The 21,307-nt window shown below is 71.3% G+C and carries 19 protein-coding genes; 4 read left to right on the forward strand and 15 right to left on the reverse strand.

Annotation, left to right across the window (positions count from 1 at the left end; genetic code table 11):
• From GA0070618_RS26235 to GA0070618_RS26260, 6 genes are all read right to left on the reverse strand, one after another.
• On the reverse strand, positions 1-1,101 hold the full coding sequence (locus GA0070618_RS26235) for an ABC transporter permease (protein ID WP_088984002.1): 1,101 nt from the start codon (positions 1,099-1,101) through the stop codon (positions 1-3).
• A 1-nt stretch (position 1,102) separates the two neighbouring features.
• Positions 1,103-2,218, reverse strand: a complete 1,116-nt coding sequence (locus GA0070618_RS26240) for an ABC transporter permease (RefSeq protein WP_088984003.1) — start codon at positions 2,216-2,218, stop codon at positions 1,103-1,105.
• On the reverse strand, positions 2,218-3,789 hold the full coding sequence (locus GA0070618_RS26245; protein WP_088984004.1) for an ABC transporter ATP-binding protein: 1,572 nt from the start codon (positions 3,787-3,789) through the stop codon (positions 2,218-2,220). The genes GA0070618_RS26240 and GA0070618_RS26245 overlap by 1 nt, the downstream gene beginning before the upstream one ends.
• Before the next feature lie 10 nt (positions 3,790-3,799).
• Complete coding sequence (locus tag GA0070618_RS26250) at positions 3,800-4,810, reverse strand: BMP family lipoprotein (RefSeq protein ID WP_211296314.1); 1,011 nt, start codon at positions 4,808-4,810, stop codon at positions 3,800-3,802.
• Between the two features lie 450 nt (positions 4,811-5,260).
• Positions 5,261-5,956 (reverse strand): GntR family transcriptional regulator, encoded by a 696-nt coding sequence (locus GA0070618_RS26255; RefSeq protein WP_088984006.1) that lies wholly within the window; start codon positions 5,954-5,956, stop codon positions 5,261-5,263.
• A gap of 390 nt (positions 5,957-6,346) precedes the next feature.
• Positions 6,347-7,543, reverse strand: a complete 1,197-nt coding sequence (locus tag GA0070618_RS26260; protein WP_231931459.1) for a glutathione-independent formaldehyde dehydrogenase — start codon at positions 7,541-7,543, stop codon at positions 6,347-6,349.
• A 661-nt stretch (positions 7,544-8,204) separates the two neighbouring features.
• Between GA0070618_RS26260 and GA0070618_RS26265 the strand changes: the two genes are divergently transcribed.
• The 4 genes from GA0070618_RS26265 (at position 8,205) to GA0070618_RS26280 (ending at position 12,247) form a co-directional block, all read left to right on the forward strand.
• Positions 8,205-8,606: a GlcG/HbpS family heme-binding protein gene (locus tag GA0070618_RS26265; RefSeq protein ID WP_088985859.1), complete on the forward strand. Its 402-nt coding sequence runs from the start codon at positions 8,205-8,207 to the stop codon at positions 8,604-8,606.
• 463 nt (positions 8,607-9,069) lie between these two features.
• Positions 9,070-10,956 carry a RiPP maturation radical SAM C-methyltransferase gene (locus GA0070618_RS26270; protein ID WP_088984007.1) on the forward strand — a complete coding sequence of 629 codons (1,887 nt, stop codon included), beginning with the start codon at positions 9,070-9,072 and terminating at the stop codon, positions 10,954-10,956.
• Positions 10,953-11,501: a DUF5825 family protein gene (locus GA0070618_RS26275; protein WP_088984008.1), complete on the forward strand. Its 549-nt coding sequence runs from the start codon at positions 10,953-10,955 to the stop codon at positions 11,499-11,501. Before GA0070618_RS26270 ends, GA0070618_RS26275 begins: the two co-directional genes overlap by 4 nt.
• Positions 11,474-12,247, forward strand: coding sequence for a class I SAM-dependent methyltransferase (locus GA0070618_RS26280; RefSeq protein WP_088984009.1), 774 nt, complete (start codon positions 11,474-11,476; stop codon positions 12,245-12,247). The genes GA0070618_RS26275 and GA0070618_RS26280 overlap by 28 nt, the downstream gene beginning before the upstream one ends.
• A gap of 11 nt (positions 12,248-12,258) precedes the next feature.
• On the opposite strand, the gene GA0070618_RS26285 is transcribed toward GA0070618_RS26280, so the two are convergent.
• The 9 genes from GA0070618_RS26285 to GA0070618_RS26330 all read right to left on the reverse strand — a co-directional run bounded on the left by GA0070618_RS26285 (position 12,259) and on the right by GA0070618_RS26330 (position 21,289).
• Positions 12,259-12,519 carry a superoxide dismutase gene (locus GA0070618_RS26285; protein ID WP_088984010.1) on the reverse strand — a complete coding sequence of 87 codons (261 nt, stop codon included), beginning with the start codon at positions 12,517-12,519 and terminating at the stop codon, positions 12,259-12,261.
• Positions 12,516-13,139 (reverse strand): superoxide dismutase, encoded by a 624-nt coding sequence (locus GA0070618_RS26290; protein WP_088984011.1) that lies wholly within the window; start codon positions 13,137-13,139, stop codon positions 12,516-12,518. The genes GA0070618_RS26285 and GA0070618_RS26290 overlap by 4 nt, the downstream gene beginning before the upstream one ends.
• A 273-nt stretch (positions 13,140-13,412) precedes the next feature.
• Complete coding sequence (locus GA0070618_RS26300) at positions 13,413-14,285, reverse strand: ECF transporter S component (RefSeq protein WP_088984013.1); 873 nt, start codon at positions 14,283-14,285, stop codon at positions 13,413-13,415.
• Positions 14,282-15,913, reverse strand: a complete 1,632-nt coding sequence (locus tag GA0070618_RS26305; RefSeq protein ID WP_088984014.1) for an ABC transporter ATP-binding protein — start codon at positions 15,911-15,913, stop codon at positions 14,282-14,284. The genes GA0070618_RS26300 and GA0070618_RS26305 overlap by 4 nt, the downstream gene beginning before the upstream one ends.
• Positions 15,913-17,076 carry an energy-coupling factor transporter transmembrane component T gene (locus GA0070618_RS26310; protein WP_088984015.1) on the reverse strand — a complete coding sequence of 388 codons (1,164 nt, stop codon included), beginning with the start codon at positions 17,074-17,076 and terminating at the stop codon, positions 15,913-15,915. The genes GA0070618_RS26305 and GA0070618_RS26310 overlap by 1 nt, the downstream gene beginning before the upstream one ends.
• A complete protein-coding gene (locus GA0070618_RS26315; protein WP_231931949.1) occupies positions 17,069-17,929 on the reverse strand; it encodes a hypothetical protein in 861 nt (286 codons plus the stop codon). The genes GA0070618_RS26310 and GA0070618_RS26315 overlap by 8 nt, the downstream gene beginning before the upstream one ends.
• A 29-nt stretch (positions 17,930-17,958) precedes the next feature.
• Positions 17,959-19,374, reverse strand: a complete 1,416-nt coding sequence (locus GA0070618_RS26320) for a prenyltransferase/squalene oxidase repeat-containing protein (RefSeq protein WP_088984016.1) — start codon at positions 19,372-19,374, stop codon at positions 17,959-17,961.
• A gap of 350 nt (positions 19,375-19,724) precedes the next feature.
• Positions 19,725-20,210: a hypothetical protein gene (locus GA0070618_RS26325; RefSeq protein ID WP_088984017.1), complete on the reverse strand. Its 486-nt coding sequence runs from the start codon at positions 20,208-20,210 to the stop codon at positions 19,725-19,727.
• 35 nt (positions 20,211-20,245) lie between these two features.
• Positions 20,246-21,289, reverse strand: coding sequence for a prenyltransferase/squalene oxidase repeat-containing protein (locus GA0070618_RS26330; RefSeq protein ID WP_088985861.1), 1,044 nt, complete (start codon positions 21,287-21,289; stop codon positions 20,246-20,248).
• Positions 21,290-21,307: the final 18 nt, after the last annotated feature.

Raw genomic sequence — 21,307 nt, forward strand, 5'->3', positions numbered from 1 at the left:
TCAGACCTCACTTCGCAGATAGGGGACGGCGAGCGCCTCGGGCGCCTTGTGCCGCCGCTTGCCCTCGGCGGCGAGGGCGACGAGCGCCAGCACGTACGGCATGGCGAGCCAGAGGGACACCGGCAACGTCACGGCCGGTCGGACAAGGGCGAGCACGATCAGCACCGCGACCACGGCCAGGCCGGCGAGCTCGACGGCGCCGGCCCGCCGCCGGTCGAGGCGGGAGGTGGCCGCCGCACGCCGGACGCGCCCGGCGCCGAGAGCGACCAGGACGAGCAGGGCCACGGCGACCCACACCTCACCAGGGATGTCGCCGACGGCCTGCAACCGCAGCTGGGTGGCATCGGTGACCGCAAAGATCGCGACGGCAAGGCCCAGCCCGCTCAGCCGCCAGCCTCCGAACAGGACGGCGGCGATCGCCAGATAGCCGCGCCCGCCGGTCATGGCCTCACGGAAGACACCGACGTCGCCGATGGAGATGTACGCTCCCGCCGCTCCGGCGCAGGCCCCTGAGACGAGGACGCCGGCCCAGCGCAGCCCGCGGACGCTGACGCCAGCGGCGTCGACGGCTACCGGGCTCTCACCGGTCGCCTTCAGGTTGATGCCCCAGGTCGTCCGAGTCAGCGCCAGGGCCACGAGGACGACGACCACGGCCGTGGCATAGATGAAGGCGTCCTGGGTGAACAGGACGGGCCCGAGGACGGGCACGTCCGAGAGCAGCGGAATCGCGAGCCGGGGCAGCGGGTCGAAGGCGCGCGGCTCGCTGAAGAGGTCCTCGTTGAGGAACGTCGTCAGGCCGTAGCCGAGCAGGGTCAGCGCGATGCCGGCGACGATCTGGTCGACCTTGGCCTCGATCGAGAGCACTCCCATCAGCGCTCCGAAAAGCAGGCCCCCAACGATGCCGCCGAGGAAACCGATCGCGAGATTCCCGGTGCCGGCCATCACGAGGTAGCCGCCGAAGGCGCCCACGAGCAGCACACCTTCGAGCCCGACGTTCAGTACGCCGGCCCGCTCGGAGACGAGTTCCCCGGTGGCGGCGAGCAGGATCGGGGCGGCGATCGTGATCGCCGAGACGAGGAACGCGACGTCGAAGATACCCATCTCAGGCCTCCTCGGTCCGGGCAGCGCTGCGGGCGACGACGCCGGATCGTCGGCGGGCGGGGGTGGGTTTGGCCGGGGACGGTGTCCTCGTGCTGCCCCTCAGGACGACGGCCGCCACCAGGACCAGCGCGATGACGGCGCCCTGGAGCACCGAGGCCAGCGAGGACGGCACATCCAGCTGGGCCTGCATGGCGGTCCCACCGACGTTCAGCGCGGAGAACACGACGGCGGTGGCGACCGCGCCGATCGGCGAGTTGCGCGCCAGCAGGGCGACCGCGATGCCGTTGAAGCCGACGTCGGCTTCGAATCCGTCACTCATCCAGGGCGCGGAACCGGCGAAGAGCAGCGCCGCGCCCGCGAGACCGGCGAACCCACCGGAGATCATGATGGCGGCGACCCCTTCGCGGACCGGGTCGATGCCCGACCACCGAGCGGCCTCCTGGTTGCCGCCGGCAACCCGCAGGCGGAAGCCGAACGCGGTGCGGGACAGCAGCAGCGCCACAGCGATCGCACACACCGGGAGAAGCACCACGTCGTACGAGAGGGTGCGGCCCGGAACCGACTCGACGCTCGGCCACAGTGCGGCGGCCGGGAAGTTCGCCGACTGCGGCTGACCGTCCAGGGAGCCCTGTAGCGGCCCCCGGACCAACCACTCCGCGACCTGGAGCGCGACCAGGTTGAGCAGGAGCGACGACACGATCTCGAGCACCCCGCGCGAGGCCCACAACCAGGCGGTCAGGCCGGCCCAGAGTGCCCCGCCGACGATGCCGGCGATCGCGGTGAGCCCCACCGCGACCGGACCCGGCAGGCTGCCGCACTGCAGCCCGACCGCCGTGGCGAGGGAGCCACCGACGAGGATCTGACCGGGAAAGCCGACGTGCAGACGTCCGGCCCGGGTGGTCAGGATCCAGCCGAGCGCGACCAGGAGCAGCGGCACAGCCTGGGTCAGGGTGGTACCGGCATTGGTCGGCGTCCCGAAGGTGCCGCTCCAGAAGACGTGGAACGCCTCGGGCGGCGCCACCCCGATCGCCACCAGCAGGAGCGCGCCGACGGCCAGTGCCGCCAAGCCCACTCCCATCTGCACGAGCATCCGCATGATCAGGTCTTTCGACAGCATCACAGGGCCTCTCCGGACGACGTCATGAGGGCGCCGAGGCTGGCGCGGGTGGCCTTCGCGGCGTCGACGACGCCCTGGATGCGCCCGTGAGCGAGCACCGCGATCCGGTCGGACATCGAGATGACCTCGTCGAGGTCCATCGAGATCAGCAGCACGGCACCGCCGCGTTCGCGGTGCGCGACGAGGCTCCGGTAGACGAAGTCGGCCGCTCGCACGTCCAGACCGCGCACGGGCTGTGCGGCGATCAGCAGGTCCGGGTTGCCCGACAGTTCCCGGGCGAGGACCGCCTTCTGCTGGTTTCCACCGGAGAGCCGCCCGATCGGCAGGTTCTCGCTGTCGGCGCGTACGTCGAACTCGTCCATCAGCCGGCGCGCCTCGGCGGACGCGGCCCGGACGTCGAGCAGTCCCCGCCTGTTCAACGGCGCGGAACGCAGCGACCGCAGGGTGATGTTCTCCCAGAGGGTCATCCCGGGGACGATCGCCGCGTGGTGCCGGTCCTCCGGAATCACCGCACCGCCGGCGCGGAAGAACCCGCGCGGCGACCGATCGGTGAATGGCCGCCCCGCCAACTCGATGGTGCCCGACAGTGCCGACCGGATGCCCATGAGCACCTCGACGAGCTCGGACTGACCGCTACCGGCGACCCCGGCGATCCCCAGGATCTCGCCTCGACACATCTCGAGGTCGATGCCCTGGAGCGCCTTCGGCCCGGCCGGTTGGCTGTCGTCCCGGGCGACGTCGAGACCGCGGATGGTGAGGACGGCGGGACCCGGGGTGCCGGCGGGAAGCGGCGGACGGTCGACCACTCGATCGCCGACCATCAGGGTCACCAGGTGGTCGGAGGTCGCCTCCGCGATGGTTCCCGAACCGCTCACCGCGCCGCGCCGCAGCACGGTGTACCGGTCCGCGACGCTGAAGACCTCCGACAGCTTGTGCGAGATCAGGATGACCGCGTGACCGGCGGCGGCGAGCCGCCGCATCAGGTTGGCGAGTTCGTCCCACTCGCCTGGGCTCAGTGCGGCGCTCGGCTCGTCGAAGATCAGGATCCGGGCGCCGCGGCAGAGCAACTTGACGATCTCCAGTCGCTGCCGCTCCCCCACCGACGCGTCGGCGACCAGCCGGTCGGGCGTGATCCGCAGGCCGGTCTCCGCAGCCACCTCCTGTGATCGGCGGCGTGCCTCGGTCAGACCGTTGCGCCACGGAAGAGCGGCCGGTGCGATGGCCAGGTTCTCCAGCTCGGTCAGGGTCGGTACCAGCGTGAAGTGCTGGTGGACCATCCCGATCCCGGCCCGCAGGGCCTGCTCGGGCCTGCGGAAACGCACCGGCTCTCCGTCGAGTTCGATGCCACCCTCATCCGGGTTGTAGAGGCCGGTGACGATTCGCATCAGCGTCGTCTTGCCCGCACCGTTCTCGCCGAGGAGGGCGTGGATCTCACCCCAGGCGATGTCGAGGTCGACGGCGTCGTTGGCGACGAAGGAGCCGAACCGCTTGGTCACTCCGGTGAGCCGGAGAGCGGAAGCTCCGGTGCCCGAGCCGCGCACGGCGGGGCCGGAATCGGGACGAGTCCTCATCGACGGCGACCTAACGCTGCTCGAAGTGGTAGGCCGGCTTGGGAAGAAGAACACCCTTGTCGGCGACGATCTTGCCGTCGGTGATGTCCTTGGTGATCTTCTCGACGAGTTCCTTCTCCGCCGCCGTCCCCTTGCCCGGGCAGAACTCGAACCGCAGCGCGCCGGTGCCCAGGCCGTAGCTGATGGCGCCAGCCGGCAGCTTGCCGGCGGCGGCGTCGGCGACCGCGTTCTTCAGGATGTCGGACCAGCTCACTACGCCGGAGCCGATGATGTGGGGACTCGAGTCGCAGTGCAGGGCGAAAACGTCGTACACGTCGGTAGGGCTGGTGGCGCCGCCGGCGGCCTGGTAGACGCCCCCGGAGCCGCTGTCGAGGTCGGAGAGGATCGAGTCGACACCACTGGCGATCATGGCTTCGGCGGCCTGCTTGGCCTTGCCGACATCGTTGAAGTCGCCGGTGTAGGTCTCCACGACCTTGGTCTTCGGATTCTCCAGCGCGGCACCCTGGACCATGCCGTGGTACCAGGCGGTGGTGGAGGGGACCTGAAGGCCCGCGATCATCCCGAGCTTCTTGGTCCGGGAATGGGCCGAGGCGACGGCCCCGACGACGATGGCGTTGTATCCGACGGCGGCGGTGACCGAGGTGACGTTCTCGGCGTAGGCGTCGAGGTCAGCGGCCACCAGGATGAAGCGCACCTTCGGATACTTCGGCGCCACGACCGCGACGGCCTTGTTGAACGAGGCGCCGTCCGCGACCACGATCTGGTTCTTCGCGGCCAGCGACTCGAGTCCCTGGATCTGCTCCTGGGAGTTGGCGGCGTTGTCGACGATGGAGGACAGCTTGAGGGTCGTGTCGGCCTCGATCGCCGCGTTCACGCCGGCCAGCCCGAACTGGGTGAACCCGCCGTCGTTGCGGGGGGCCTGGGAGATGAAGCCGATGCTCTTGGTCCCGTCGGCCGCCGCCCCGTCGCCCGAGGACCCACACGCCGAGAGTGCGAGGGGTATGGCGGTAACGGCTGACACGATCGCGATCTTGGTACGCATGCGAAGGCCTTTCGTCGGCTACTGCCCGTTGAGGTAACAAGGGTGAAACGGACCGGTGAAGAGACTGGTATGGCAGATGCAAGCGCGCCTACTGCACGTGAGCGGTGAGGTGAACCAGATACTGCTGATCTGCCATACCAGTTGTCAAGAGGTTCCTCCGACCTGAACTCCCGATGACCTGCCGCAGGCCCGGTCGACTCGGCGTCGGCAGAAGCGGGTAGCGGAAGCGAGGGTCAGCAAGGCCGGCTGGACGGCACCAGCCGCAGACGGCAAGACTGCGCGTACGCTCTCGCCGGGCGCGCGACCAGCGGCTGCGTGCCGGTGCCGGGCTCAGATCGCGTGCCAGGTGGATCTGCCGGGCCGCTGCTCAGGCCGGCGACGGCCCCCTCCCGGCCACACCGGGGTCGGGCGCGCAGGGCACCGGGCCGGTCAGCGCCCGAACTTCGTGGTGACCTCGTCCTGGAGTTCGAGGCGGCCGCGCTGCACGTGGGCGCGCATGGCCTCTTCCGCCGCATCCGCGTCCCGCGCGCGGATGGCGTACACCACGGCACGGTGCTCCGCGAGCGAACGCCGCATCCGTCCCTCTCGCCTCGTCACGATCGACGACAGCAGGCCGCGGCTCAGATGCTGGACCAGCAACCGGTAATGGTCACTCAACCGCCCGTTGCCGGCACCCTCGGTGATGAGTTCGTGCAGCCGCGCGTCCATGGCGCTGTAGCCGTCGGTGTCGCCAGCCTCGACGCAGTCCTGCATCGAGGCCATCACCTCGTCGATCCGCGCGAGGAACTCGTTGCTGGCGCGGTTGGCGCACAGCCGGGCGGTCATCCCCTCGATCGCCTCACGCACCTCGAAGAGATCGAGGATCTCGTGCCGGCTGAGGCTCTTGACGAAAGTGCCCCGGCGACGCTCGATCGAGACGAATCCGGCACCTTCGAGTTCCTTGAACGCCTCACGCACCGGCATCCGGCTGACCCCGAACCGCTCGGCGAGGCGCGCCTCGGAGAGCTTCTCCCCCGGCGCGATAGCCCCGGACACGATCTCGTCACGAAGCCTCTGGACGATCACGTCTTTCTTCGAGACGTCGTTGTCGGCGACCCCAGCGGATGCCCTTTGCGCCGCCGACATAACTCCAAACTTTCGCTAGACCACTGCCCAACGCCCTTGAGCTTGATGGATGATACCCGGGCGGTGGCCGTGCCGGCAGCTCCCGGCGGTGCCGTGACACAGCGGAGAGCTCCCCGTGGGTGCGGCGGGTGCCCCGGACCGGCCGCAGCCGCGACTCTCGGACGTTGATCGGCAAGCCTCGGCATGCGGCGCAACGCCTCGGGACAGGCGGCGAGGCCGACCGGGCCGTCGAGCCGGCGGTTTCGGTGCGGCGATCAACTCCGCCGAGTGGCCGAACCTCGCCGCCGGCCCCGTCCGAGCGGACCGTCGGCGGTGATCTGTCGGTAGACCAGCCAGCCCTCGATCCAGGTGCGCAGCCCCACCGTCGCGCCCCTCCGCCTCGGCCGGCCGTCAGGCGGCTGCCGGTTTCAGTACCACCTTGGAGTAGCCCGGCTCCCGCCGGTCGAAGTGCGCGTACGCCTCCGCCGCCTGCCCGAGCGGCATCTCCTTGCTGACCACGAAACTCGGCTTTGCCCGATCGGCCACGATGAGGTCACGCAGATAGCTGTTGTACGCCTTGACGTTCGCCTGGCCGGACCCCATCCGAAGGCCCTTCTCGAAGAACTTGCCGACCTTGAAGAGCAGTTCCCCGCTGCGGGAGTGCATATCGGCTGCGCCGGGGTCCTGGGACAGGTAGAGCCCGACCACGCCGATGACGCCGGTGGCCCGGACCACCTCCACGAGACTGTTGAGCACCGCCGCCGGCTGCTCCTCGCCCTCCGGATTGACCGCCTGGTAGCCGACCGCGTCGACGCCCTTGTCGGTGCCGGCACCCTGGGTCTGCTCCTTGATCTGCTCGACCGGGTCAGCCTTGGTGTAGTCGATGGGGATCGCTCCGATGGACTCGGCGAGCCGCAACCGGTCGGGGACCTTGTCGACCACGAAGACCTTTGCGGCACCCATCAGCACAGCGGAGTGCGCGGCCATCAGGCCGACCGGCCCGCCACCCATGATGGTGATGGCTTCCCCGGGGCGCAGGTCGGTCATGGCGACCGCGTGGTAGCCCGTGGGAAAGATGTCGGCGAGCATCGCGAAGTCGTTCTCGTGCCCGTCACCCTTCGGCAGTTGCAGGCAGTTGAAATCGGCGAACGGCACCCGGAGGTACTCGGCCTGTCCGCCGCGGTAGGGGCCCATCGCGACGTAGCCGTAGGCCCCACCGGCGAACCCGGGATTGACGGTGAGGCAGAAGCCGGTCTTGCCTTCCCGGCAGTTTCGGCAGAAGCCGCAGGCGACGTTGAACGGGATCGACACCCGGTCGCCCTTCTTGACGCTCACCACGCCGGAGCCGACCTCGACCACGACGCCCATGTTCTCGTGGCCGAACACGATGCCCGGTTCGACCAACGTGCGCCCCTCGTACATGTGCAGGTCGGAACCGCAGATCGCGCTCGTCGTGACCTTGATGATCACGTCGTTCGGCGACTCGATGCGTGGGTCTTCGACGTTCTGCACCGTGATGTTGCGCGGCCCCTCGTACACCACTGCCTTCATGTCTACAGAACCTAGGAGGCCGGCGCGCAGAACGTGGGCGTAATAGGCAAATGCCACCAGTTGGCGGAGTCCTGTCGCCGGGTTGAGTCACGCCCGCCGGTTCGGGTGGCGCGACGGCTCCCGCGTTCGGGTGGCCGCTCGGGTGCGGACGCGTCCCCGGTTCGCGTTCACCCGGCTACACCCGGGGCCGGGTATCACTGTCGGCGGGCAACCACAGCCACTGACCGTCCCCATTGCGCAGAAGAGCGGTGTGCGCGTTCGGCCGTCGTCGGTGACGTCGATTTCGAGATCGGCGGCGTCGCCCCGACATGGTCGGCAGGTTCATCCCGGTCGGGACATCCCGGTGCCCGCCGCCCTGGTCGCCGCACGAGGTCCGGTACAACCGGCATCCGTGTCGGCTTCGCTTCGACCACTGCGACACCTCACCGACTCCACCTTCCTGCTGCCGGCAGGCTTTCTCCCCGATATCCGGATAACGCTGAAGAGCGCATGTGCGCAGGGTACGGTGGGCCGGATAAAGCCATGATTGTCCGACCTTCGAGGTAGACGGACGGGCAGTTGAGGTCCCGGTTCGGCGCGCAGGTGCAGCAGGATCCGAAAGGGGTCGGTCCGCCAGCGCCGCGGCCGGGGTGCCGGTCGCATCGAACCACCAGAAGCTGGCAAACGACGGAAGGGAAGCACTGCGGTGACAAGCGTTGCAATACGGTCAGATGTGACGATGGATCAGGCGCAGATGGTTCTGGAGGCGAGCGTGCGGAAGGCACGCGAGTTGAATCTGCTGATGAATATCGCGGTGGTCGACGTGGGTGGCAACCTGAAGTCGTTCACCCGAATGGACGGTGCCTGGCTCGGCAGCATCGACATCGCGATCAAAAAGGCGCGTACGGCGCGGCTCTTCGACATGGCGAGCGGGGAACTCAGCCCCTTGGTTCAGCCCGGCCAGCCGCTTTATCACATCGAGTTCTCGAACCAGGGTCTGATTACCTTCCCGGGCGGGATTCCATTGAAGGACGGTAACGGCCAGGTGCTGGGTGCCGTGGGCGTGAGCGGCAGCACCGTCGACAACGACCAGCTGGTGGCGGAGGCGGGCGTGTCGGCGTTCCACGCGATGGCAGCGTGAGCCCTCGTCCGGGTTGCCCAATCACGGTGAGATGACTGGACAGGTGCCCGAGAGTTCGCCCTGCGCCTCCCGCCCCGCGCCGACGCTGTCACCACCTTCCCCGGCGGCCGGGTGATGCGCCGGACGCGCCCGGCAACCGGCTGAGGTTAAAACGGTCGGCTAGGGCCGGGCAACCCCTGTCGCCGAAGTTTGTCGACATACGCGAAGATCTATTTATTGGGCCGGTTGGTCACTGTTTGTCGATCGAATGTCGTTATTCTCCCAACAGAAGGGAGGTAACGACGATGGCGCTCAAGAAAACCAAGATCCGGCCGCAGACGTCCATGCACGCCCTGATCCTTCCGCCCCCGAACCGCATTGCGGCGGGTGGCAAGCGTTCCACTCCCAAGGATTCGCCCAGCTGACGCTCGCCGGGGTTGCCGGCCGGCGGCCGGCAACCCCGCGCGGCGTGGAAGGAGTAGCCGTGCGGGTGTGCCTGGTGGCGATGCCCTGGCAGTCCATATCCAGCCCCTCTCTGCCGGTCGGTTTGTTGCACAGCCGGCTGCGCCAGGCCCGGCCAACAGATCAGATCGACGAATACCACGGCTACCTGCACTGGGCGGAGCATCTGCTGACCGCGTCGGCAGGCGAGATCACCGCCGACGACTACATCACCGTTGCCGACAAAGGGCTTTTTCACGGCACCGGCGACTGGGTCTTCGCCGGGGCACTGCACGACGATGCGCATTGGCGCCTGGCAGAATTCCGTACGCATGCGGAAAGCGTCGACGGGGCCGAGATCGACCTACCGAAGATTGAATGGATGCGCCAGCTCGCGGCACCGTTCATCGAGGACGCGGCGAAACGGATCGCCGCTGGAGAACCCGATGTGGTCGGGTTCACCTCGACCTTCATGCAGACCATTCCCAGCCTGGCCCTCGCCCGGGCGATCAAGAGGTGGCGACCGCAGGTCCGGGTGGTGTTCGGCGGCGCCAACTGCGACGGTCCGATGGGGGCCGCGCTGCACCGCAACCACCGGTTCGTCGACTACGTCGTCCGCGGCGAGGGCGAACTGGCATTTCCTCTGCTGCTCGACCGGATCGACGCCGGCCGAACGCCTGCCGACGTCCCCGGCGTGTGCTGGTGGGACGAGGACCGGTCCGTCGCCGTGGCACCGGCCCGGACCACCGTGCCGCCGGCCCTCATTCCGATCCCGACCTTCGACCGGTGGCAGGCGGACTTCGACGCGTCGGTGCTGCGCGACCGGGTCAACCCCAGTCTCGTCGTCGAGGCCGCCCGGGGCTGCTGGTGGGGCGACAAACACCAGTGCACCTTCTGCGGACTCAACGGCTCGGTGATCGCGTTCCGGAGCAAGTCGGCCGACCAGTTCTGGACCGAACTGTCGACGCTGGTGGAGCGCCACCAGATCCTCGACGTCATCCCGGTGGACAACATCCTGGACATGGAGTACTTCCGCACTCTGCTGCCGCGGCTCGCCGCCGCCGACTGGGACCTGCGGATGCACTACGAGGTCAAGTCCAACCTCCGCGCCGACCAGGTGCGACAGCTCGCCGAGGCGGGCATCGTCCACGTGCAGCCGGGCATCGAGAGCCTGTCCACCCGCGTCCTCAAGATCATGGACAAGGGGGTGGACGGCGTCACCAACGTCCGCCTGCTGCGCGACAGCGAGGACCACCGGCTGACGGTGCAGTGGAACTACCTCTACGGGTTCCCCGGCGAGACCGACCACGACTACACCGAGGTCGTCGCGCAGTTCCCCGCGCTGGTGCACCTGCAACCGCCGCGTGGCGCGGCACGCATCACCGTGGAACGCTTCAGCCCGTACTTCGAACGACCCGAACTCGGCTTCGGCCGCCGCGAACCCGCACACTTCTACCGGTACCTCTACCCGTTCGGACACGACGAGCTGATGGAACTGGCGTACTTCTTCCAGTGCGACGACCGGGGCATCGGACCGGAGACGGCCCGGGCCCTCGACGACGCGGTGGCCCGGTGGCAGGACGACCACCACGAGTCGTACCTGCTGCTCGACGAACGGTCGGACGACACCCTCGGCATCCGGGACCGCCGGATCGGCTGGCCCCACCGCGAGCACACCCTGCGCGGTTGGCGCGCGGCGGCCTACCGTGAGCTGAACCGACCGCGTACGGTCGCCGCGCTGCACAGCCAGCTCACCGCTGCCGGCCACCGGGTCGACACCGCAGAACTTGTCCGGTGGCTCGACCAGCAGTTGGCCGACGGGCTGGTGTTCACGGACGCGGAACGGTGGGTGACGCTGGCCACCACGGTGGCGCCACTGCGCATCCGCACCGACGAACAGGTGTACGCCGTCCTGGGGGCGGTTTCGTGACCGCGACGGTTCCCGGCCGCCCCGTGCCCGACCCGGCCTGGCCGGACGCCACCCGCCTGCTCGACCCCGTCGTCCTGACCCCGGATGAGCCGCAGTCCGTGCTCGCCCTCGTCGCCGTCCTGCGGGACTGCCTGAGCCGGGGAAGCCGGGTCACCTGGCGGTGCCGGGCGACCGGCGGCCTCGACCTCACCCCGTTGCGGCACCTGCCCCCACCGCAGTGGTCGGCGGGTGAGGACCGTGCCGTCACCGACTGGCGGGACACCTTCCGCCTCGGCCTCTGCTACTACCGGCAGGGTCCCGGCTTCCTGGGCGTCCGCGACGTTCGGGACCCGGTCGAATCCGCTGTCTACGTGCTCGACGAACCGCCGCTGCGGGAGGCGTTCCTGCGCTGTCTCACGCCGCAGCGGCTCGACGACTGGCCGACCCAGGGGCAGGCCGCCGCCGAGGAACTCATCGCCGAGGGGCTTCTGCTTCGCCTCGGTGGGCTGGCCGTGACCCTGCCGTATCGGATGCGGGTGTGGCCGGTGCCCGCGACCGCGGTATGAAGGGCTGCGCGTCGGGCAACGGACCGGGAGCGATCGCACCGGACGGCTCCTCGGTCGACCTGTACGCCCGACTGCCCACCTGGGGCGAGCCGGAGCTGGTGCACCGGGCACTTCCCCCGGCGGCGTCCATCCTCGAACTCGGCTGCGGAGCCGGTCGGATGACCGGCCCGCTGGTCCGCCTCGGCCATCCGGTCACCGCCGTCGACGAGTCACCGGAGATGCTCGCCCGCATCCCGTACACGGTCACGGTCCGATCGACGATCGAGGAGCTGCGGCTGCCCGGCCGCTTCGACGCCGTGCTGCTCGCCTCGCACCTGATCAACGACCCGGACCGCAGGCTCCGCGTCCGGTGGCTCACCACCGGCCGCCGGCACCTGGCCGACGGCGGGAGCCTTCTGCTGCAACGGCTGGACCCGTCCTGGTTCGACACGCCCCGACCCGCCTACGTCTACCAGGACGGACTCGAGATCGTGCTCGTCGAGGTGCGCCGACCCACGTCGCGTCAGGTGGCGGCGACCATCCGGTACCGGCTGGAGGGCCTCGTCTGGTACCACCGGTTCACTGTCGAACGGGTCGACGACGCCGACCTCGACGAGTTGCTGGCGCTGGCGGGCCTACGCCGGACCGAGTTCGTCAGCGCCGACCGGACCTGGGTCCGGGCGGACCCGCTCGACCACGTCGGCACCGACGTCCCGGACGGCGGTGCCGCGGGCAAGTCAGACTTCGCGGCGACACCGACCGGATGAACGCTGCCGGGTCAGGCCCCGGGTGGTGTGGCGGTGGCGGCGACGATCAGGGACAGCTCATGTACGAGGTCATCCATGGACTGGCCGCTCTGTGCGCGCAGCAGTCCGAGGCTCAGGTCCGCCAGGAGGTAGAAGCCGAGGGTCTTGGCCTGCTCGGAGCCGAACGCGGAAAGGAGCTTTTCGGCACCGTCGAGGTCGCCGCGATGCTTGGCCGCGATGACCCCGGCGGCGCGTTGGACCAGCTCCGCCGCGGCCGGGGTGGTTCCGGTCACGCCGGTCGGATATTCGGGGTGACGGCGCGGGCGGCGTCGAAGCGGGCGATCACGTCCGACCAGTTGACCAGGTCCCACAGCCGGTCGACGTAGTCCGGCCGCACGTTCTTGTACTGGAGGTAGTAGGCGTGCTCCCAGGCGTCGAAGACCAACAGCGGCGTGGAGCCCTGTCCGACGTTGCCGTGGTGGTCGTACACCTGCTCCACGATCAGCCGCTGGCTCAGCGGCTCCCACGCGAGCACACCCCAGCCGGAGCCCTGCACGCTCTTGGTGGCGGCGGAGAGCTGCCCGGCGAACGCGTCGAACGAGCCGAAGTGCTCGTCGATCGCGGCGGCCAGGTCTCCGTCGGGGCGGTCACCGCCGTCCGGGGACAGGTTGCCCCAGAAGATCGAGTGCAGGACGTACCCTGACAGGTTGAACGCGAACGTCTTCTCCAAGCCGACGAGCGTCGAGAAGTCACCCTTCTCCCGCGCCTCGGCCAGCTGCTCCAGGCCGTCGTTGGCGCCCTTGACGTACGCGGCGTGGTGCTTGTCGTGATGCAGCTCCAGGATCTGCCCCGACATCGCCGGCTCCAGTGCGCCGTAGTCGTAGGGCAGGTCGGGCAGGGTGTAGATCGGCATCAGAACTCCTCGCGGTTACTGCCAAGACAATGCTATTGCCACTATCTTGCAACAGGGCGCCGCGCACGCCAAGGAGTGGCGATTGATCACATCGAAGACCGCCCGGGTGGACGCGGTGGTGAAGCGCGGGCCCGTGCGACACCACCGCTCGGCGTAGTACCTGACCAACTCGCCGACGCGACAGGTGACCGCAGGCATCTCACCGCGCATGAACCGGAGGGTGATCTCGCCGGACGGCGAGCGGGTCGATCGCGCGCAAGGCCGGGTCCTGCGTCAACCGGTGTGCTGTCTCGCCGGCTGACCGGGGGCGGACGGGAGGTCGGAAGCGGGCTCGCCGGCATCGGGCCGGTCCGCGTCGGCGAAGGTGACCGGTGTGCCGAAGGCGGCGCGGCGGGACGCCCGGCGCAGCGCGGTCAGCACCGCGGGTCCGGCCAGGACGATCGCCACCGCCGTGGTGATCGCCCGGCCGGTGTCCCAGCCGAAGGTCGAGGTGGCTGCGGTGAAGACGGCGAACCGGTGCAGGTTCTCCAGCACGGGTGCTCCGGCGACGTAGGAGAGCTGGGTGTCCGCACCGGTGCTGAACGGCCAGAACCACAGGTTCATCAGCAGGCCGTACCCGTACGCGGCCACCGCGCCGTAACCGGCGAGGAGGGCGATCTCGGCTCTGCCCCGGGGTCGTCTCGGCAGCAGACCGGCGCCGAGACCGACCCAGGCGGCGGCGAGCATCTGGAACGGCAGCCACGGCCCGACCCCGGCGGTCAGCAACGCGGAGGCGAAGAGCGATATCGCGCCGAGCAGGAACCCGAAGCCGGGACCGAAGACGCGGCCGGCGAGGACGAGCAGGAAGAACACCGTTTCGATACCGGCGGTGCCGGCCCCCAGGGGGCGCAGCGCGGCGTTGACCGCCGCGAGGACCCCGAGCATCGCCAGGGCCTTGCTGTCGATGCCGCCGCAGCTGAGTTCGGCGAGTACGAGCGCCACGAGCACCGGCAGCATGACGACGAGGACGAGGGGCGCCTCGCCGGTGCGCGCGGTGCTCTCCGCCTGGGCGGGGACGACAAACGGCCAGGCGAAGGTGGCGAGCGCGGCGACCGAGGCGAGGACCAGGACGACAGCCGTACGGGGGGCCACCCGGATCACGCTCACGCCGACGCTCCGCAGCGGGCCAGGGCGGCGGCGACCTGGTCCACGGTCAGCCAGGGCTCCGGTGCCAGGACCTTGGCCACCTGCGGGGCGAACGCCGGGGAGGCGAGCATGACCTCGGCGGCGGTGCCCTCGGCCACCACCTCCCCCTCGGCCATGACGATGACCCGGTCGGCGAGGCCGGCGACGAGTTCGACGTCGTGCGTCGCCACCACCACGGCCCGGCCGGTGGCGGCGAGCCGGCGCACCAGGGCGGCGAACTGACGTTTGGCGAGGTAGTCGAGTCCTCGGGTCGGCTCGTCGAGCAGGACCACCGGCGGGGCGGCGGTGAGCTGGACGGCGAGGGCGAGGCCGAGCCGTTGTCCCTCGGACAGGTCACGGGGGTGGCGGTCGCCGGGCAGGCCGGGGGTGAGGTCGTCCAACAGTGCCCGGCAGCTGCCGGCCGCCGCGCCCGACTCCCGGTCGGCCTGCGCGCACTCGGCGTCCACGGTGTCGAGGTAGAGGAGGTCGCCGGGGGTCTGCGGCACGAGTCCGACCCGGCGGCGGGCCTGGGCGGCCGGCAGGGTCTTCGGGTCGACAGGGCCGTCGGGGCCGGTGACGGTGACGGTGCCGCCCTGGCGGGGTCCGCTGCCCTGGAGTGCCCAGAGCAGGCTGGACTTGCCGGACCCGTTGCGGCCCATCAGGGCGACGATCCGGCCAGGGTGCAGGTCGAGGTCGACGCCGGCCACGGCAACCGTTCCGGGGTACCGCACCACGACCGCGCGGGCGGTCAGGACCGGGGCGGAGTCGGGGACGGTGGGGATCCGGGACGGTGCCGTGCCGGCGAGGCGCTGACGCAGGGGCGAGGCCCGTCGGCGGGCGTCGCGGACCGACAGTGGCAGCGGTGTCCAGCCGGCGAGCCGACCGAGCTCGACCAGCGGTGGGCTGATGTCGGCGTCGGCGAGCACGGTCGCGGGGTCCCCGTCGACCACCCGGCCGTCGCCGGAGAGATAGACCAGCCGGTCGGCGTACTGGACCACCCGTTCCAGGCGGTGTTCGGCGAGGACGACGGTGACGCCAAGGTCGTGGACCAGGCGGGTGACGGCGGCGAGGACGTCCTCGGCGGCCGTGGGGTCCAGCGCGGAGGTCGGCTCGTCGAGCACCAGGACCCGTGGGTGGCTGGTGAGGACCGCGCCGATGGCGACCCGCTGCTGCTGCCCGCCGGACAGGGTCCGCAGCGGCCGGTGCCGCAGTTCGGCGATACCGAGCAGGTCCAGGGTTTCCTCGACCCGCTTGCGCATCACCGGGGCCGGCAGGGCGAGCTGCTCCATGCCGTAGGCGAGTTCCTCCTCGACGGTGTCGGTGACGAAGCCGGCCAGGGGATCCTGTCCGACGACACCGACGACGTCGGCGATGTCACGCGGGGGGTGGTGGCGCGTGTCGCGGCCGTCCACCCGTACCGCGCCGTGCAGGGTGCCGCCGGTGAAGTGCGGCACCAGGCCGTTGATCGCCCGCAGCAGGGTCGACTTGCCGGCTCCGGTCCGGCCGACGACCAGGCACAACTCCCCCTCGTCGACGCGGAGCGTCACGTCCCGGAGCATCGGGGTGTCGTTTCCGGCGTACCGGACCGTCACCCGGTCGAACTCGATCATCATCCGCCTCCGGGGGTGCCGCGCCGTACCACGGCGGGTGGGGGTGCCAGCCAGGAGGGTGCCACGGCGACTGCGAGCGCCAGCACCACCAGCGGGGTCAGCTCGGGCCAGTTGAGCGGGCTGACCGGCGGGTAGAGCAGGGCCGGGTCGACCGATCCGGCGAGCATCACCAGGGCGGCGGCGGTCAGCCCGCAGCCGGTCACGGCCAGTTCGGCCAACCGCCACCGGTCGGGCCGGTAGCGGCTGCGGACCACCTGACGGCCGGCGATCAGCATCCCGGACAGGGCGGTCACCAGGCCGCCGAGCAGCATCGGCCCGCCGAGGTAGTCGGGGGCGGTGGCGTCGAGCAGCCCGTAGACACCGACGCAGACGCCCACCAGTCCGGCGAGCACCAGCGCGCCGGTGACGGCCCGCCGGCCGGCGGGTACGGCGGCGGTACGGCCGTAGCCGCGGGAGTCCATCGCGGCGGCCAGCGCCAGTGAGCGGTCCAGGGCGTCGGCGAGCACCGGCAGGGCGATGCCCCGCAGCGCGCGCAGTCCCTTCCCGGTGCCTCCGCGCAGGCGTCGTGCCCGGCGTACTCGCAACACGCTCTCCACCAGTTGCGGGGCGACCGACAGTGCCACCACCACCGCCGTGCTCACCGCGTAGAGCGCCCCGGGTACGGCTTTGAGTAGTCGTTTCGGGTTGGCCAGGGCGTTCGCGGCGCCGAGGCAGATCAGCATGGTCGCCAGTCGGAGTCCGTCGTAGAACCCGCCGAGGAGTTCCTCGACGGCGACCGGCCCGAACAGCCGGATGCCCGCCGCCCAGGCCGGCAGCGGGATCTCCGGTAGCCGAACCAGGATGTGCTCGCCCTGGCCGCCGCCGAAGACGACGCGGAACACGACCCGCATGGCGACGATCACCGCGCCGAGCACGAGGTACATCCGGAACGCCAACGCCCAGGGGGCGTCGCCCCGGCGGCGGACGACCACAAACGCGGCGGTGCTGATCAGCAGGGCCAATGGCAGCGGGTTCGTGGTGTGACTGGCCGCGGTGGCGAGTCCGAGCGCCCACAGCCACCACGCGCCGGGATGCAGGGTCCGGGGCAGACGGGAGGCCGGTGCGTCGGCGTGGGGAACCGTCACCGGGGCGGGCGCCCCGGTGACGGTGGCACGGTCAGTCATCCGGGTCGGTGGCCCGTCGGCGGCGTACGGCGAGGATTCCGCCGCCGGCCAGTGCCGCCAGCAGCAGCACGCCGGTCACCGTGCCCAGCGGGAGCCCGTCGTCGCGTCGTGCGGCGACGTCGGTGGTGACCGGCCTTTCGGCGGGTCCGGCCGTCGGGGCAGCGGCGGTGCCGCCGGTTCCCGGGGTGACCGGCAGGCCCGTGGGGGCCGGTGCGGTCGGCGTCGCCAGTGCCGACGTGGCCGGGGTGATGGTCGGCGGAGTGGTGGATGCTGCCGTCGGCACGGACCGCTCGGTGCGGGAGGGGGCGGCGGGTGCCGGTGGGGTCGCTCCGTCGGACGGAGCCGGTGGGGACGGCGACGGTCGGGGCGGTGCCGGACGCGTCGGGGCCACACCGGGGCGGGGCGCATCGTCGGGGCTGCGGTCACGGGAGAACGACCAGCCCTCGAAGCTGCCGGCAGGCGGCCTGCGGTTCAGCACGCCCTTGTCGCTGTAGCGCCAGCTGCCGCCGTTGTCGGCGTGCCAGTAGGACCAGTAGGCGTTGGCTGGCGGCGTGTCCACGCATTTCTCGGTCGCCGCCGACGGCTTGCCCTCGATGCGGCAGATGAAGCCCTCACCCCAGCGCAGGGTGCCGGTGACCTGGAAACCGGCGTTCTTCAGCGCCGCCAGGCCGCTCGCCTGGGCGCCCGGGGCGCAGCGAACCACGGTTCCACCGCCGAGTTCGTTGAAGTCGACCACGACGGTGACCCCGGAGGCGTCCGGGCAGTGCCCGGCGGTGCCGGCGGCCTGGGCCGGGGTGGGCACGACCAGCGCGGCGGCCACGGTCACGCTGACCGCCGCGAGCCGGACCGCCACGGTGGCCGCCACGAGCCGGGCTCCGGCGGTCACGTCGCCCGCCGGCGGGTGAGCACCACCAGGGCCGTTCCGCCGCCGATGAGCAGCAGCGCCACCAGGAGGTACGTGATGACGGAGGCACCCGTGGTGGGCAGGCCGCCGCCGACCGGTGTGGTGCTCGGGGTGGCGGAAGGGGTCGTCGCGGTCGGCGTCGGGGTCGGTGGGGTGGGGCTGTCGGAGTGGCTCGGTGTCAGGGTGGGCGTGGCGGAGCCGGACGGTGACGGTGAACCGCTGGGGGTCGGCGAGGCGGTGATGCTCGGCGAGGGGCTGGGCGAGACGGGTGGGTCGAGGCCGATCCGGCCGAGGGGTACCTGCGCCAGGCCGAGCAGCGCCTGGGCGGTGGCGCGACGCCACTGGTCGCGGTCGTTCTCCCCCAGGCCCGACGTGCGGGCCGCCGTCAGGGTCTCGGCGTTGTAGGCGATCGCGCCGGCGTCGGCGGCGGCAGCCCCGCCGGTCGCCGTGGTCAGTTGCAGCGCGACCAGGGCGGCGGCGGCCCGGGTGGCGGCGGTGTCGCGTCCGGCGGCGGCGAGGGCCTGTGCGGCCAGTCCGGTGCTGTTGGCGTTCGTGCCGCTGGTGGGGCCGGAACCGCCGAACGACCCGTCGGCCTGCTGCTGGGTCTGCAGCCAGTCGGCGCCGCGCCGGGCCGCGCCGGCGGCGCCGGTGGCGCCGTCTTCGGCCGCGGTCAGCAGGGCCTGCACCGCCATGGCGGTCGAGTCGACGTCCAGGGTCGGCGTGGCCTGCGCGTCGCAGGTCGGCTTGTCGTCGGCGTCGGGGTACAGCCGGAAGCCACCCACCGCGCACTGCTGGCGGACGAGGAAGTCCACGGTGTCCTGTGGTAGTTCACCGCTGCGGGCCAGTCCGAGCACGGCGAACGCCTGGTCGAAGGTGTTGCTGGCGTCGGGGCCGCTGGCATCGGTGGTGCGGCTGGTGATGCGGCCCCGCTGGTCGCCACTGTCCGCTCCGGCGACCAGGGCCAGCGTCTCCGCCCGCAGGTCGAAGCCGCCGAAGTCGGTCGGCTCCGCGCCGGCGGCGGTGGCGGCGTAGAGCAGTTTCGCCGTCGCGCCGCCGTCGGTGAAGCCCTCGATGCCCCAGTCGTCGTAGCTGTTGTACGACCGGACGTGGGCCGCGACCTGTTCGGTGGCCGCGCGGCGGGTCGGCTCGGCGACGTCGGCGGCGGTCAGTGCGAGGAGACCGTCGATGGTCAGGCCCCAGTCCTGGCCACCGAACGGGCCGGGCAGGGCGCCGTCGGTGAACTCGCGGGCCAGCCAGGTCGCGGCGTCGCGGGCGGCGTCCGGGTCGGCTGCGGTGGACGGGGCCGCGAGGCTGGGTGCGGTGGCGGCGAGGGCGACGAGCGCGGTCGTCGTGGCGACGCCGAGACCGGGACGTCGGAGCCGGGACAGGGGCATGGTGGGTGCCTTTCGCGGAGCGGTCGGTGAGCTCCGGAGGGCACCTCGGACCCGAAAAACCCGCTCGCGTGCAGCGTGAGCGGGGTGACGGGCCTCGGCGGTGGCCGGACTTCACCCTGTGAACCTCGACAGTGGAAGCCGCTCGTCCCGGGCGGGGCATTCCGGCTCGCGAGGTGGGCCTCGCTCACGGTTGCGGGTCAGCGCCGGCTTCTACCGGCTTCCCCCCACACGGGACGTATGCAGTTGTGGCCCGGATGGACCGGGCGCCGACACGATACCGCCCGAACGTCACGCGACGCTAGACAGTGGTGCCGGCGCCCGGTGCCGCCCGGGTCAGCGCGGCTGGCCGATCACGGGGCGGGGATGCTCGGTGCCGATCCCGATCCGAAGGACCAGCCCTCGACGCTGCCGGGTGCGGGGTTGTAGCTGCTTGCCCCGGAGGTGCTGTAGGACCAGGCGCCGCCGCTCGGGGCGTGCCAGTACGACCAGTACGCCGTGACCGGCGGGGTGTTGACGCACGGGTCCGTCGCGGAGGTCGGCAGGCCGTTGATGCGGCAGACGAAGGCCAGTCCCCAGCGCTGGGTGCCGGTGACGGTGAAGCCGGCGCCCTGCAGGGCGGCCAGTCCGGTCGCCGGGTCGCCGGGTGCGCAGGCGACCTGCACTCCCCCGCCGAGGGCGGTGAAGTCCACCACGACGGTGACGCCGGACGTGCCGGTGCAGGCGGCGGCCTGGGCCGGCCGTGGTGCGGGGTCGGCGGCGGTCAACCCAGCGGCGGCGAGGACTGCGGCCATCAGGCCGACGAGCCAGCCACGACGGGAGGGACGGAAACGGGACATGGATGCTCCTTAAGTCGAGACGGTTGTTCCGGGGTTCAGCGGCAGGGCAGGGTGGGGGCGTCCGGGTCGGCGCCGACGGCGGTGAGCCGTGGGTAGCCGACCCCGGTCAGTCCGAGGACGGCCTGGGTGGTCGCCCGGTTGAGGGTGTCCCGGTCGAGGGTGCCGCCGTCGAAGTCGACCGCGCCCCGGTCGGCGGGCACACCGGCGCAGCCGACCTGGAGTCCGACCAGGAAACTCCGGGCCCTGGCCCAGGCCAGGGGTCGGCCACCGTCGCGCAGCGCCTGGGCGGCCAGCCCGGTGCTGTTGGCGTTCGCGGTGCCGGCCGCGTTGGTGAAGCCTCCGTCGGTGCGCTGCACGGAGACCAGCCAGTTGAGTCCGGCGGTGGCGTCGGCCGGTCGGCCGGCGGCCCGCAGCGCCTGCACCGCCAGGGCGGTGGCGTCCACGTCGGGGACGCAGGTCGGTTGGGCGGGCAGCACCGGGTAGCCGCCGTCGGGGCAGCGGGTGCCGGCGAGCCACTCGCCTGCGGTGGGTGGGACGCCGGTGGCGGTCCGGGCCAGCGCGAGGATCGCCAAGGACTGACTGAAGGCGTTGCTGTAGTCGCCGTACGCGGACCGGTCGGTGAACCGGCCGTCCGGTGCCTGGAGTGACCGCAGGCGGGTGACCAGGTCGAGTCCGCCCACGGCGGTCGGGTCGCCGCCCCGCACCTGCACGGCGAGGGTGAGCTTGGCGGTCGCGCCCGCGTACGCCTCGGTGGTGCCGTCGCCGAGGTAGCCGTCGCGGATGTCGGGGCGGGTGACCCAGGCCAGCGCCCGGGCGGCCGGGTCGTCGGCGACGCCGGCCGCGGCGAAGGCGAACACCGCGTCCAGGGTCAGTCCGGGGTCGGGGTAGGCGACGCCGTCGAAGACGACCTCGAAGCGTTCCCCGTCGACGAGCTGCCGGGCCAGCCAGCCGGCTGCGGCGTCGGGCCGGTTCGCCACGGCCTGCGCGGGTGCGGTGAGTGTGGGTGTGACGAGCGTGAGGGCGGTGAGGACACCGCAGAGGAGGGTGAGCAGGCGGTGCCGGCTCAGGCGGACGACCATCGTCACGCGCCTTTCCGG

The sequence above is a fragment of the Micromonospora echinospora genome, from assembly GCF_900091495.1.
GTDB lineage: Bacteria > Actinomycetota > Actinomycetes > Mycobacteriales > Micromonosporaceae > Micromonospora > Micromonospora echinospora.

Bases quoted from the DNA above. Each gene is read 5' to 3' on its own strand.
- GA0070618_RS26235 (WP_088984002.1), bottom strand. From the start codon at position 1,101: ATGGGTATCTTCGACGTCGCGTTCCTCGTCTCGGCGATCACGATCGCC.
- GA0070618_RS26240 (WP_088984003.1), bottom strand. From the start codon at position 2,218: ATGCTGTCGAAAGACCTGATCATGCGGATGCTCGTGCAGATGGGAGTG.
- GA0070618_RS26245 (WP_088984004.1), bottom strand. From the start codon at position 3,789: ATGAGGACTCGTCCCGATTCCGGCCCCGCCGTGCGCGGCTCGGGCACC.
- GA0070618_RS26255 (WP_088984006.1), bottom strand. From the start codon at position 5,956: ATGTCGGCGGCGCAAAGGGCATCCGCTGGGGTCGCCGACAACGACGTC.
- GA0070618_RS26265 (WP_088985859.1), top strand. From the start codon at position 8,205: ATGGATCAGGCGCAGATGGTTCTGGAGGCGAGCGTGCGGAAGGCACGC.
- GA0070618_RS26290 (WP_088984011.1), bottom strand. From the start codon at position 13,139: ATGCCGATCTACACCCTGCCCGACCTGCCCTACGACTACGGCGCACTG.
- GA0070618_RS26305 (WP_088984014.1), bottom strand. From the start codon at position 15,913: ATGATCGAGTTCGACCGGGTGACGGTCCGGTACGCCGGAAACGACACC.
- GA0070618_RS26310 (WP_088984015.1), bottom strand. From the start codon at position 17,076: ATGACTGACCGTGCCACCGTCACCGGGGCGCCCGCCCCGGTGACGGTT.
- GA0070618_RS26320 (WP_088984016.1), bottom strand. From the start codon at position 19,374: ATGCCCCTGTCCCGGCTCCGACGTCCCGGTCTCGGCGTCGCCACGACG.
- GA0070618_RS26325 (WP_088984017.1), bottom strand. From the start codon at position 20,210: ATGTCCCGTTTCCGTCCCTCCCGTCGTGGCTGGCTCGTCGGCCTGATG.
- GA0070618_RS26330 (WP_088985861.1), bottom strand. From the start codon at position 21,289: ATGGTCGTCCGCCTGAGCCGGCACCGCCTGCTCACCCTCCTCTGCGGT.